We start from the raw sequence: 13,501 nt of genomic DNA, 5'->3' as shown, positions 1-13,501 counted from the left end.
ACCTCAATTATTTCACAAAAAGAAATAGTAACTTTCAAAATACAACAATTATTTATAATTGGTAAAGAATTAAAGTGTAAGGGTAAAAAGTAAACACAGCACCAACACGCAACTTACCCATTGAAGGAGACACTCCATGGCAACATTTCCTGATACCCCCATCACCCTGTATCATCACCCCAAATCCGGGCATTGTCATAAAGTATTGCTGTTTATGCATTTACTTGCGCTCCCTTTTACTACCCGTGAACCTGATCTCATGGCAGGAGAACATAAACTAGCTCCGTTTCTAACGCTTAACGGATTTGGGCAAATTCCCGTTATTGAAGATGGGAGCCTTATAATTTCTGATTCTAATGCTATTGTTGTTTACCTGGCTGAAACCTATTCTCCAGAGCCATCACTTTGGCTTGGCCGGAACCCAGCGGAAAAAGCCTTTATCCAACGCTGGTTTTCTGTGGCCGCAGGCGAATTAGCCAAGGGGCCAGCAGCCGCTCGCTTAGAGTGCGTGTTTGGCGCCGAAATTAATGTTGAAGCCGTGCTGGCAACCTCAGCTGCATTGCTCAACACGATGGAGAAGCACCTTTCTCAACAATCATCAACCTATCTGGTAGCCAACCGTTTAACCGCCGCTGATATTGCTATGTACAGTTATATCGCCCATGCCCCCGAAGGAGGTATTTCCCTTGCGAGCTATCCCCATATTCAAAACTGGTTAGGCAATATCGAAAGAGAAGACAGATTCATCGCCATGCCCGCCACTGTGCTCCCGGCAGTGAGACTATAAGCCGTAGGGCGCCCGCGCCCTTCAGGTAATCGACAGCCTGTTAGATGCAGGGCGCCCTATAAGCCGCCACTTCGCCTTTGGAGAATACTGAAATGTCCACGTTCGACTCTTTACACAAAGCCAGCGTCGCTTTCCATCGAGGAGAAAAACTCATACAGCAGAAACTGGGTATTGCCAGCATCGTAGCTGAGCGCACTAAAGGTTTTATTCGCCCTTGGATGCCAGCACAGCATCGCGCTTTTTTTGAGTCTGGCCCTTTTACCCTGCTAGGCTTACTGGATCATACGGGTCATCCCGTGGCCGTACCCATTTGGAGTCACGATGAGATGATACAGTCGCCGTCTCCTACCCGACTGCAATTTTCCTTGGCAACCGCGAATATGACGTTGTTATACCGGCATTTGCACCTCGACATTCACACTGGCAGTAAAATAGGTATTGTTGGAGTGGAACTCAGTACACGGCGACGCAACCGGGTCAATGGCACGATCTTGCACGTCGCCAATAATAAGCTTGACGTTGCCGTCGACCAGAGTTTTGGAAACTGCCCGAAGTATATTCACAAACGGATCACATCAATTCAGAAGACTGATAATGGGTTGCCAAGTGGGAAAGTTGCACGTAGTGACCAACTAACCACGGAAGCCAAAATAACCATTTCCAGGGCAAATACCTTTTATATAGCTTCCAGGCACAGCCATATGGGCACTGACAGCAGACAAGGTATTGATGTTTCTCACCGCGGAGGTCAACCAGGCTTCGTCCGGATACAGGGGAAGACTCTGCTGATCCCCGATTATAGCGGTAATAACTTTTTCAACACACTGGGAAACATTACCCTAGATCCACGAGTAGGTCTTTGTTTTATTGATGATAATTCTGGCACTCTCCTGTTCATTCAAGGCGCAGCGACAATAGAGTGGGACGCGCAAGCAATACCTGAAAACCCTCAAGCAGAACGGCTTATCGCTGTTGAAATACAGCAAATCACCTATGTTCAGGGGTATTTTCCCCTTCGCTTCGAGGTAACAGAAATATCGCCTCACGTATAAAGCCCATGCGTATTAGGCTAATCCACGGTTTAAAATTCAATCGGGATATAGCCATTTCTACCCAGTTCACTTTCAAAGTTACTGGCAAGCAACAATTTCGCCATCACCAACAGCAACTCTATGCCCACTTAAAGCGGCCCCACATCAGAAAGTTGTAGTGTAATGGCTGTACTGTGCAGCGGTGACATAAACATGAACATAGACTTTAAACATCACGAAATAAATATTCCAAGAACAAAAAATAAGGGAATAAAAAAATAGAAAAATGAATAGTTGTTGGCTACTAGAAAAAAAGAAGAATATATAGCTCCCCCCCGTAAAACCTTAAAAAAAAACCACTATTATTAATTAATAATAAACAAATAACTATTTCCACGCTAGCTAAAAACTCACCCATCAGTAATATTTTATTGTTAAATTTACAATAAATTACAGTAAATTATTCTTGATATTTGCCAATTTCTTTGTTTAATTAGTCTTCACTACTAGGACTTATAACAACAATTATTTTTGACCACTGGCAGTAAAACACAGTTGTCATGTGATTTTTAAAGGTCTCGCCACCGTCGCTATTTCCGTTAGCGAAGGGACACAAAAAAGTAGTTACAATAGAAAAATCTAAGGGAACGTAAATGAAAGCCATTCAACACTCAAAAACAGCGATAGCAGTCAGTACTGCACTCCTCTTTAGCACGGGAATAACCTCGGCAGCAATTGCTGCACAAGAGCCCACTTCAAGCCCATCACAGAGTGAAGCGGACAACCTGGAAATCATCCAGGTATCCGGGATCCGTTCTTCGCTTCGTGAGAACCTCAATAACAAGCGATTTTCCGATTCCATCGTCGATTCAATTAACACTGAAGATATTGCTAAAAACCCTGACAAGAACATGGCCGAAGCACTACAGCGCATAGCTGGCGTGCAAATTGAGCGTCAATTTGGTGAAGGGTCTAAAATATCCATTCGGGGGACGTCACCGGAACTCACTAATACGCTGGTAAATGGTCAGTCGGCGAAATCTGCGTCGTACCTACCCGGTGAATCAGAAAGTAACGCCTTCGATTTTTCCAACATCCCTTCAGAACGGGTATCGAAAATCGAAGTTCACAAATCTGCCCGGGCCGACTTAGATGCTGGCGGTATCGGTGGGACGGTCATCTTACATACCAAGAAACCCTTAGAGCAGGAAAACGGCTATGGCTATCTAAATATTGAAGGTGAATATAACGATTCGTCAGAAAAGTCATCACCGCAGATTTCTACCGCTTACAACTATGTTTCAGATGATCAAAAATTTGGTGCCTCAGTTGCGGTAAGTTTGCAACAACGCAACGCATTTCGCACAGGCTTTGAATCAGGAGGCCTGGGCTCAGGTACCGGCTTCCAGCAAACTAATGCCATTTCCTGTCCAACAGAAACGTGTAACAGCAGCGACATTAAGCTCCGTCACATGAACGGTCACAACCTTATCATTACCCGACACATGGCGATGAATGGCTACACCTACGGTGATTTAGAAGCGGTAGCTGGCAACGGTGAATCGTACTGGCCTACCGACGACCCGGCAAATTCAGGGGTGTGGAACAACAGCACCCAAAACTGGGGGCAACTGGATGAAGTGATGGACCCTACGTACATCGATCCGGATTGGGGCTTATTCTGGGGTAGCCGTCGCAGTGGAGGACTTGGACAAACCTCACCCCGTCACATCGGAAACAATGTATACTCCCCCGCGTTTTCCACCGACGAAAGCCGTCTCGATACCACGGTTAACCTACAATGGGCACCTACCGATGCGCTCAATTTCAACCTTGAACTAAATCGAAATACCTCTGACAGAGACAACAAAAACGATAACCTGTACGCGCAGACGTTCAGAATGAGCCAACTACTCTATAGTAATGAAGTCTCTGGTATCGACCCACGACTCGTGATGGACCCTGTTCAGGATATCGTACTATCGGCCACCTCCCCGGTAGATGGCGTAAATTTGGTCCGTGGCGCAGGTATGGTGTGGGACGGAAACAATTATTATGCCGGCGATACCCGCTGGGGTGAGATGGTACGAAGAGATTCCAACGACCGTAGTGGTTCGGAGACGGAACAGGACCGATTCCATCTGACGATGGATTATCTGGTTGATGATTTTATTGTAAAGCTTCAGGTTGGGCGTACTACAGCGAGTAGTACAGTACTGGACCGGGCCACGACCCTTGCTACACGATACGGCGATTATGAAACCCCCTATTCCGGTGATGATGCTGCATTAAAAATTCCGACTTATGAAGGGGTTAACCTCGGCTATGCCTATAACCCAGACACAGAGAAAGTGTACTGGGGGTTAGAAGCTGATCCTTCGCTCACTGGCGAAGAACTGGCTGCTGCACAACAACGGGCAGAAAACTTCCTGCTAGCGCCAACCAACGAGTTTTATCTACTTACTGGCGGATTGAGAAACACAGCTCGCTATCGTGACAATTCGGAAAACTTTTTCCAAGGTGATATCACCTGGGAGCTGGATAACGATTTTTACATCGATAGCGTAAAATTTGGTGCAAAATACCGTGATATTCGCCGCACCGAACACTACTTCACTGAGAACGCGACCTTCCATGGCTATGCCAACGAAACCAGCGAATTCCCGCTTATTCTGGCAGATCAACTCGTGGGTGGAACAGTTAGCGGACTTGATACCGCTGGCCATAACACGCCAAATGAGTACTTCGATATCGACCAAGCCAAACGCGATGCCTTGCTCAACGACCACTTCCTACTCCTTCATTCCGAAGGCTCGCCAAACCGCGGCGCATGTGAAGATGCCATCGCTGCATCGGGTTCCAGTGAGTATTACGGCTGTCGTTCTGGCCTTACCGAATCTGCCGGTGACTATTACGATGTGACCGAAGAGCTACTGGCCTATTACGCCATGGTAAACTTCAGCACAGACCGCATTAGAGGTAATATTGGGGTACGTGTAGTGGATACCGAGCGTGAGTCTATTGGCCGCGAAGTAGCAAAAGACGAGAACGGACAACTGCTGTCTTATCCGAATGATCCCAATGATCCTGGTTACATTGCCGAACTTGCCGGATTTAACCAATACGTCCCATTGGAGCAAACCAGTTCCACCAAAGACTATCTGCCGAGTTTTAACATTTCATACAACCTAACCGATGAAGTTATCATTCGAGCGGCAGCATCTAAAAATATTTCACATCCCAGCCTCAACCAGTTGCGGAGCAATTTCTACCTGGTCACAGAGAGAAGCCGGTTGTATACCGATGGCCGGCAACAGGATTTAACTGAAGAAGGACTCGCAGAGCGTTTGGCAATGGACTCCCAACGCCGAGGCTCTGTTGGCAACCCGAACCTGGGCTCATACTCGTCTGTTAACAGTGAAATAGGCGTGGAATGGTATTTTGACAAATCGTCAATTTTTGCTGTTACAGCATTCCAAAAAGACATTAAGAACATGGTTCGCTCGACGTCCCGAGTACAAAACCTTGACTACTTAGGTGATGAAGGCAGAACAGATAACAATGGTTACCCCATATTTGGTGACTACGTGGTCAGTTCGTATTTCAATACCGGAGAGCAAAAAGTTCAGGGTATCGAAGCCCAGTTGCAACACGACTTCGGCAATGGATTTGGTGGCCTGATTAACTACACCTATACGGATGTACCCGATCAGAAATTCACTACCTCAACTTTCGCGTATGAAATTGGCGATATGACGGATATTGAAACCCATCAGTCTGATCCATCGCAACGGGAGTACTTTGAAGTTACCGGCTTCACAGCGAAAACCACGACCCAAAGTGAGCCCATGTTTGGCCAGTCTAAAGATACATTGAACGCCTCTGTATATTACGAAAATGACGATTATTCCCTGCGTCTGTCTTATAACTACCGCAGCGAATTCGCCAACCAAAGCAGCAGCGAAGGTATACGCTTTACTGATGCCCGTGCCCAGTTGGATTTCAAAGCCACGTATCAGATTATGGAAAACCTCGTCGCCAGTTTTTCGGTTATCAACCTTACCGACGAAAACGTAGTTCACTATCTGGATACGTCTCAGATTGTTAACGACCCCGTGGTAAACAAAATGAAGTGGATTGATGAAGTGGACGAAAATGGCGTAGCAACCGGCAACCGCATAGTGGCGACCGATGACAACGGCAATGAAATTGTCGAATCGTCCATCACCGGTGAAGAAGCGTTCCAGATCTTGTCTGAAGCCAGTGGCGTACCCGTTGAGGAGTTAAAACCCTACTACGAGAATCGTTTAAACCGCATTGTCGTGAATGAGTGGACAAACGGCCGCCGATTTTATGTGGGTGTGAACTATACTTTCTAATACCCAGGCGATAACGCAGTCACTATATGTGTGACTGCGTACCTCCCACAATCAAACTCCAGTTAGCCTTTTCCTGATTTCAGTATCATCCACTCTATGCGCTCTTATCGAGCAGGCATCTAAGGTTAAAAAACGCAGTATCAGGATATTTAAAATTTCACTTTACTTCACAAAAATACTGTATATATTTACAAGTACTGTATAAACATACTGCGGTGAACCAATGCTTGTTACGCTTTCAATCAAAAACTTCGCTGTTGTTAAACAACTCGCTGTAAATTTCGAAGCGGGTATGACCGCCATTACTGGTGAAACCGGTGCGGGTAAATCTATCGCTATTGATGCCCTTAGTCTGTGTTTAGGCGAGCGGGCCGATGCCGGGGCTGTGCGCAAAGAAGCCTCGAAAGCAGAAATTATCGCTCATTTTAATCTCAGCAATCAGCCAACGGCACTTAAGTGGCTCGAAGAGCAAGAATTACTGGAAGAAGGAGAAAACTCCGGTTTCATTCGACGGGTTATTTCACGTGAAGGTCGCTCTAAAGCGTTTATCAATGGCTGCCCCGTTTCTTTACAGCAACTCAAGCAATTCGGTCAGCACTTGATCGCCATTCACGGTCAAAATACCCATTTACAATTGTTAAAAGAAGATTATCAACGCAATCTGGTGGATCAATATGCCAACCACTCTGACCTCATTGAGGAGGTTGCAAAGACTTATCGCAACTGGAAGCAAAAGCAAGGTGCGCTCAAGCAATTGCAGGAACAAGCACAGATGCGTGCAGACAGGCATCAATTACTTAATTATCAAGTACAAGAGCTCGATGAATTCGCCCTTGAGGAAGGAGAGTTTTTAGAATTAGAAACTGAACATCGCCGGTTAAGTAACGGGCAAACTCTGTTAGAACAAGCACAAACCAGTTTTTATAATTTGTATGAGAACGACGAAGGCAACGCCTTATCCATCATTCAAAATGGCCTGGAACGCCTGTCAGATCTCGAAGCTCATGATTCTGCGCTTACGCCCATTATTGCTCTCCTCAATGATGCTTCTATTCAGGTTGAAGAAGCGGCTCGGGAACTGCGAAGTTACTGCGATGAACTTGAGATTGACCCGCTGCGTCTACAACAAGTGGAAAACCGGTATAGTAAAGCGATGGAATTGGCAAGAAAACACAATGTGAAGCCTGAATCACTGTATGAACATCACGTGTCTCTGTCGGCAGAATTCGCCACGCTCAGTGATGATGAAGACAGACTGGTGTCCCTCGTAGATGAAGTGGCACAAGAAAAAGCACATTACCTGTCGGCATGCGAAGCGTTGTCAGTATCACGGGCCGAGAATGCTGAAAAACTGGCTAAAGCAATTCAAACCCAAATCAGACAAATGAACATGCCCCATGCTGAAATGGCGATTGAGGTAAACTATCAAGCAGATAAAACCCCTTCCGCCCATGGCCTCAACGACATTGTTTTTAAAGTATCAACTAACCCCGGTCAGAGCTTAGATAAACTGGAAAAGGTGGTATCGGGCGGCGAACTGTCTCGTATTGGCTTAGCGATACAAGTGCTGACCAGCGACAAGCAAGCCACACCCACTATGATTTTCGATGAAGTAGATGCGGGCATTAGTGGCCCCACGGCGGCTATCGTAGGCGCCCTGTTGCGGCGTTTAGGCAGTGTCAGTCAGGTGATGTGTGTTACCCACCTGCCTCAGGTTGCAGCCCAGGCCCACAATCAGTTGTTTGTAACCAAATTTAGCGATGGAAACACCACTGAAACCCAAATGCTGCCTTTGACCCGACAGGATAGAATTGACGAGTTGGCGCGTTTACTTGCCGGAGACAAAGTAACTGAGTCTGCGCTGGCTAACGCAAAAGAGCTGTTGCAAAGTGCGGAGTCGAACTAGTTGAGCCGTAAATTGGGGGCGTTCTCTTATTTTGAAGAGAAAGCGGCAACACAACCTCTCTTGAACATACGGGTAGGTATGTCTACTCTCAGGTATTTAACTAAAAAGCATACTCTAGAAAATTGTAGATTAACTCTGTTGAGTACATATCAGCTATTTTTCCGTATTAGTGCTCAGCTAAGCATAAACTCGGACGCAATTTCGCCCCGCCGTTTTAGCGCGATAAAGCGCCATATCCGCTTGCTTATACAATTCATCATAGCTGGCTTTATCAGTGTCGCCCTCTGCCACTCCAATGCTTACAGTAATACGGGCTCCGGCCTCAGCAACGTTGCTAGCGACATATTCTCTCACACGCTCTGCAAACAATAACGCCTCCTCCTGATCCACAACCGACAGTAAAATGACAAATTCTTCTCCTCCTATACGCGCAATAGCGTCGTCTTTTCGACATAAACGGTTCAGCTTATCGGCAAGCAGAACGAGAACGTCATCCCCCATCGCGTGCCCATAGGTATCATTCAGTTCTTTGAAATGATCTACATCCAACAGTAAAAAGGCAATTTGGGAGGCGTTTACGCGCATTCTACTTAGCTTTCTATCAAGAAACCGTCTGTTACCGATGCGAGTAAGCGGATCTGTCTCCGACGCAATTAGCAGTGATGCATTAGCTTGTTCCAACCTGAGCATTTTTTGATGCCGCAACCTCAGTGCCAAAAACAAAACGAGACAAAATAGAGATATAACAACAGACGTAAGTAAAAATAAGGACGAGTGTTTCGCCTCACGCTCCCGTTTCAGTAGGGCTTCCTGCAGACTCGTCAACTCTCTTTCCGACTTAAGCTGATCTTCTAATTCTTTAATCATTCCCGCTTGAGTCACTGGCTGAATCGCATTTCTACGCGCAATATATTCGGCTTGCGTATTTGCCGCATCTTCGTAAAACCCCAGCTTAAGTTCTAACAGCGCCAGGTTTTCATACAATTCAATCTCACTTTCAACTGAGGTTTTATTTTTAACCTTTACAATTCCTCTTTTATACAGTGACAAAGCACTATCAAACTGGCCGAGGGTCGCATACAACTTTGCCAGGCCGAGATAAGCAGCTGCCAATGCTTGAGGATAAGACCCGGCTCGAGGATCTTCAATCACATGAGTGTACATAGCAATGGCTTTGTCATTCATCTCCAACGCCTGGTAGACATGAGCAAGGTTTACACTGGCTTCACTGTAAGTGAAATCATAAATACTATTTTCATCAGCTAAAATTGATTTGAAAAGTTGAAGTGCTTTGTCATACCGTTGCTGTTTTAGGTATGACGTAGCCAATCCAACGCTGGCGTTCATTGCCATTTCATGATTTTGAGTACTTTTGTGAATATTGGCCGCTTGTTCAAAATAATCTGCGGCCTCTACATAATCACCTTGAGAATTAAGGACATTCCCTAAATTATTATAAACCATGGCCAGATCGGTAATATTATCACTTAACCTGCCGTACTTTATTGCCTCTATGTAAAATTTTACTGCATTGTCATAATCAGCCAACAGTTCGTAATACACACCTGCAGAACGGTAGCACACCGAGAGAAGGTGAACATCTTTAGTGATCCGCGCAGCTGCGATTGCCTGTGTCAGGTACGATAAAGCCGGACTGTTTTTTCCAAGATATATACTTGCCATACCCAGTAAGCGCAATACGCGAGCTCGTGTGCTTTCATCTTGTCCCTCCGAGATTAACGGCAACGCCTGCAATGCGTATTGTTCGGCTTGGGCAGGGTCTTGATACAAATATTGCTCGGCGAGTTCTATGAGCAACGGAAGACGAGACACATCACTACTTTGCAGACCACTTAACTGTTCTTCTAAAGTGTTAAGCCGCCTGTCACTAGCGAAAACACAGCAAGTGTACACAAGAAATAAAAGGGGGAAGATGAAGCTAACTACAACTTTCTTACTCACTGCCATGTGGAGGGAAGCACTCTCGTTAATCATTGCTTATATTTGGCATTGGAACATTCATTGCCTTACATACTGCCTTTTATAATGGGTATATGCTTTTACAAGAAGGAAGTCAAGAACAAGGCCTATTAGTGAGTCATTAAGACCAGAACCAGAAATTACACATACCGGTGTAGGACCTTGCAAACGAAAGAGAACTACCACAAAGTGCAGAATCGAACTAATAAGCAGTTGATTGGTCATAGGTGATTGGGTAGCATGCTCTCGCGTAGTTTTTCGCGACAATAATTGAGAAGAGAATATCCTCTTCATGTCATGCACGACACTAAAATTAAGCACAACTGGATAAATTCACCCATGAAGCTGTATCAATCTGCAATTTTGTTAATCGCCATTCTTTTTTCTACTGCCTGCACCAACTGGATTTACCGTATAGATGTTCCCCAGGGCAACTTTCTTGATGAAAGGGATGTAAAGAAACTGCGCATAGGTATGACAAAAGAACAGGTGATTTATGTGCTAGGTCATCCAATGGTTCAAGATTCGTTTGATAAAGATACCTGGTACTACGTTTACGATATGAAACGCGGCATGGCTAAACGCGGTAAAGATTTTCAAAAGCAATTACTTATTACTTTTAAAGACGAAAAACTGGCAACCGTCACGGGTGATTTCGAGTTATCTGAAGACTTTAACACCCCGCTCGATCAGTAAGCACTCTAGTCCAAAACATCATTTTTTGGCGTTTTGGACTAACTTCCTCCTCTTCTATTCATACCCAAAAAACGTAAATCATTAATTTTAAACATTTATTTTTTTGGCACATCCTATGCTATCCCTTGACATCTTAATCAAAACAACGAGAAGAAACGTATGCTCAAACAACAACACAAGCTTATTGCCCTGTCTATAACTTCATTTGTGCTGTTAGCCGGTTGTGTAGTGCATGTGGGTGGTCATGCTTCGTCAGGCGGTGGTGGTGAGGTTAGCAGTGTTTTTGGCTCAGTATCTGTCAGCGAAGGAAAACGGGTGAGCGATGTGTCATCGGTCAATGGCGATGTGCTGTTAGAAGACAATGTGATTGCAAGCGACGTCAGCACCGTAAACGGCGACGTTGAAATGGGTGATAACATCATGGTTGACACCGCAACGACGGTGAACGGAAACATTCAAGGTGGCGAAAACCTCCACGTGTTTGGAGAAACCAGCACGGTGAATGGTAATATTTCTTTATCCATGGGTAGTATTATCAGCGGTGATATCACCACGGTCAATGGCGATATCACCCTTAGTGACACAGAAGCCAAGCAACATATTATTACGGTGAATGGCGATATATCTCTACTCGGCAATACCCAAGTGATGGGCAACATTGTATTTGAGGAAACTGATGATGGTTGGGAGCTAAACGGTAAGTCAGTCCCGGTGCTGTACATCGACGCGAACGTTCGTCTGTCCGGCCAAATTATTCTAAAACGAGCAGTAACGTTACACATCGACAACCCTGTTTTAGAAGAAAAAATCGTTCGTCGTGGAGGGTCAGCCTGAAATGTCCAAGGTACACGCAAGCAGTACTCGCAGGATAGTCCTCTAGGTTGAAACGAAAAAAATCAGGCGATGGATTACTATCGCCTGTTAAATCAATTTGTAAGGACCATATCCACCCAAACTAAACGATGATCAGAACTGGCTTTTCTATCGGCAATCAAGCGATATAGTGCCTCATCTGGCTCAGGCCAAAATACACCGCTTTTTTTAGGTACAATGCCGTATGAAGACGGTAATACGTAATCAGCTCTGGCTCCCCAATATGCGGTATAGCGACTGCTGTAAGGTTCATCGAAAGCCACAGCCCCGCCCTCACTCTCAGGTATAAGACTGCTGTTAACTAGTGGGTTTTTCGTGAGCTGTTCAATGACTCCAGGGCGGTATTTTTCGCCGATATCAGCAGCATTAAAATCACCGACTAGTACAAATCGACTGTTCTGAGTAAGTCCCGCGGCCTTGTTGTTGTCATCGTAAATATACTGGCCTTTGTAAGGTGATAGATAGTCTGCCATCAGCCGAATTTCATCTGAATTGCGTTTGCCGTTGCGATCTTCCGGGCCGTCAAAGGTCGGGGGCGTAGGATGCATGGCTAAAATATGAACCGTTTTTCCATCAACCTTGACAGGAATATCCCAGTGGGATTTTGAACTAAGTCGCACTGTTGCCCACTCTGTATCGTCATACCATGGCTGTCCGGTAGCAGGATCAAAAACACGCTGCGCATCTGGCATATCCCGCCACTTGAACGAAGTCATAGTATGAACGCCGCTAACATCAATGGGATACTTAGAAAGCAGTGCCATCCCGTACTGTCCAGGATATAATCCATACCCATATGCATCACCTCCTATGCCTTCTTCCTTACCATTATTATCAAGGTCGAAAGGCGTGGGCTCACCTGTATTTACTGGTGAAACATAAACATAGGGATAATCTACGGCCTTCTGCCCCTGCTGACCTACATTGAGATAAGCAGACACAAACTTTTTTACCCCCTTTGAAACATCGGAAATATAATCAAACTCATTTAAAAGAATAATATCCGGGTTTACTCTCTGGATGATTTCTGCGATGTTTTTTACCTGGGGATGATCGCCTGATGCCAATACAGCTTCAAGCACTTGTGGGCCTGGTATTTCACTCTTTTCTGCATAGTTATTGGCTTCCATGCTCACGTTAAACGTCGCCACTCTCAAAACTGGCTCTTGCTCTTCTGCACAACCGGCGAAAAAAATGCTGGCAAGACACAAGCCAATAAATTTCATCTTATTCATTATCTCTGTTGTTCCCTTATTGTATTCTAGGGCATGGCGACCCCGCCCCTACATAATTTTGTCAGAAGCGATACACTAGCGCTGATATCGTTGCAGTTTAGGCTTACCTCTTCGCCAGAATTGGGCCCCTTCATAAGGCTCTTCAGGCTCAACAGTAAACGTCTTGTCAGCGATGATCTTGTCATCCAAGGAAAGCGTCATTCGCCAGTCACCCACTTTGTCTTCTAGTGGTTCCCACAACGTATCACCGAGATAGAAATCCCAGTCATTAGACCGCACGTATTCCTCGCCGGTGAAAGGGGGCATAGGCCTGCCTCTTTTATCGGGAATATCGGGGTGGTAAATACAATAATGCACTTTTTGGTTTTTCGCGCGCTTTATATTCACAATGAGGCCAAATTCAATATCTATCTCGAGGGGGACTACGTGCGTAAAGGTCTGAATTTTGGGTAGTGCTTTGTCTGTAGCATCCCATTTGGAATGAATACCATAAGTGAGAATTTCAACAATGGGTTGTCGCTTTGCCACACCTTGATCCTAAACTGACATTTTATGTAGGATAGCAAAAATTTTTGTGTAGAGCCTATAAAGCCCCCGGCAGATTCATCTTTTCT

9 protein-coding genes are annotated in these 13,501 nt (G+C 45.3%); 6 read left to right on the top strand and 3 right to left on the bottom strand.

All coding sequences use genetic code 11. The annotated features are described in order from the left end of the window. Window positions 1–136 precede the first annotated feature (136 nt). The 4 genes from KO518_RS12035 to recN all read left to right on the top strand — a co-directional run bounded on the left by KO518_RS12035 (window position 137) and on the right by recN (window position 8,103). Window positions 137–787 carry a glutathione S-transferase family protein gene (locus KO518_RS12035; protein WP_216026064.1) on the top strand — a complete coding sequence of 217 codons (651 nt, stop codon included), beginning with the start codon at window positions 137–139 and terminating at the stop codon, window positions 785–787. Between the two features lie 92 nt (window positions 788–879). Further along, window positions 880–1,839, top strand: a complete 960-nt coding sequence (locus KO518_RS12030; protein ID WP_216026063.1) for a pyridoxamine 5'-phosphate oxidase family protein — start codon at window positions 880–882, stop codon at window positions 1,837–1,839. A gap of 632 nt (window positions 1,840–2,471) precedes the next feature. Next, window positions 2,472–6,197, top strand: coding sequence for a TonB-dependent receptor (locus KO518_RS12025; RefSeq protein WP_216026062.1), 3,726 nt, complete (start codon window positions 2,472–2,474; stop codon window positions 6,195–6,197). 223 nt (window positions 6,198–6,420) lie between these two features. Then, window positions 6,421–8,103, top strand: coding sequence for a DNA repair protein RecN (gene recN / locus KO518_RS12020; protein ID WP_216026061.1), 1,683 nt, complete (start codon window positions 6,421–6,423; stop codon window positions 8,101–8,103). A gap of 177 nt (window positions 8,104–8,280) precedes the next feature. Here recN and KO518_RS12015 read toward each other — a convergent pair whose 3' ends face one another. Further along, a complete protein-coding gene (locus tag KO518_RS12015; protein ID WP_216026060.1) occupies window positions 8,281–10,098 on the bottom strand; it encodes a GGDEF domain-containing protein in 1,818 nt (605 codons plus the stop codon). Window positions 10,099–10,422: 324 nt separating this feature from the next. Here KO518_RS12015 and KO518_RS12010 point away from each other — a divergent pair, with 324 nt between their 5' ends. Together KO518_RS12010 and KO518_RS12005 are read left to right on the top strand one after the other, a co-directional pair. Beyond that, window positions 10,423–10,779: an outer membrane protein assembly factor BamE gene (locus KO518_RS12010; RefSeq protein WP_216026059.1), complete on the top strand. Its 357-nt coding sequence runs from the start codon at window positions 10,423–10,425 to the stop codon at window positions 10,777–10,779. Between the two features lie 159 nt (window positions 10,780–10,938). Beyond that, window positions 10,939–11,613, top strand: a complete 675-nt coding sequence (locus KO518_RS12005; protein WP_216026058.1) for a hypothetical protein — start codon at window positions 10,939–10,941, stop codon at window positions 11,611–11,613. A gap of 92 nt (window positions 11,614–11,705) precedes the next feature. Here the strand turns inward: KO518_RS12005 and KO518_RS12000 are convergent, their stop codons facing one another. Continuing rightward, complete coding sequence (locus KO518_RS12000; protein ID WP_252736181.1) at window positions 11,706–12,878, bottom strand: endonuclease/exonuclease/phosphatase family protein; 1,173 nt, start codon at window positions 12,876–12,878, stop codon at window positions 11,706–11,708. Window positions 12,879–12,962: 84 nt separating this feature from the next. Next, window positions 12,963–13,415, bottom strand: a complete 453-nt coding sequence (locus tag KO518_RS11995) for a DUF3859 domain-containing protein (protein ID WP_216026056.1) — start codon at window positions 13,413–13,415, stop codon at window positions 12,963–12,965. Window positions 13,416–13,501 lie beyond the last annotated feature (86 nt).

Source organism: Aestuariibacter sp. A3R04, from assembly GCF_018860805.1.
Classification (GTDB): domain Bacteria; phylum Pseudomonadota; class Gammaproteobacteria; order Enterobacterales; family Alteromonadaceae; genus Alteromonas.
The sequence above is the reverse complement of the archived record's forward strand: the minus strand, read 5'-3'. Positions and strand labels throughout refer to the sequence as shown.

Coding starts and splice junctions, on each gene's coding strand:
- KO518_RS12000 (WP_252736181.1), bottom strand. CDS start 12,878: ATGAAATTTATTGGCTTGTGTCTTGCCAGCATTTTTTTCGCCGGTTGT.
- KO518_RS12005 (WP_216026058.1), top strand. CDS start 10,939: ATGCTCAAACAACAACACAAGCTTATTGCCCTGTCTATAACTTCATTT.
- KO518_RS12030 (WP_216026063.1), top strand. CDS start 880: ATGTCCACGTTCGACTCTTTACACAAAGCCAGCGTCGCTTTCCATCGA.
- KO518_RS12015 (WP_216026060.1), bottom strand. CDS start 10,098: ATGATTAACGAGAGTGCTTCCCTCCACATGGCAGTGAGTAAGAAAGTT.
- KO518_RS12010 (WP_216026059.1), top strand. CDS start 10,423: ATGAAGCTGTATCAATCTGCAATTTTGTTAATCGCCATTCTTTTTTCT.
- KO518_RS12025 (WP_216026062.1), top strand. CDS start 2,472: ATGAAAGCCATTCAACACTCAAAAACAGCGATAGCAGTCAGTACTGCA.
- KO518_RS12035 (WP_216026064.1), top strand. CDS start 137: ATGGCAACATTTCCTGATACCCCCATCACCCTGTATCATCACCCCAAA.
- recN (WP_216026061.1), top strand. CDS start 6,421: ATGCTTGTTACGCTTTCAATCAAAAACTTCGCTGTTGTTAAACAACTC.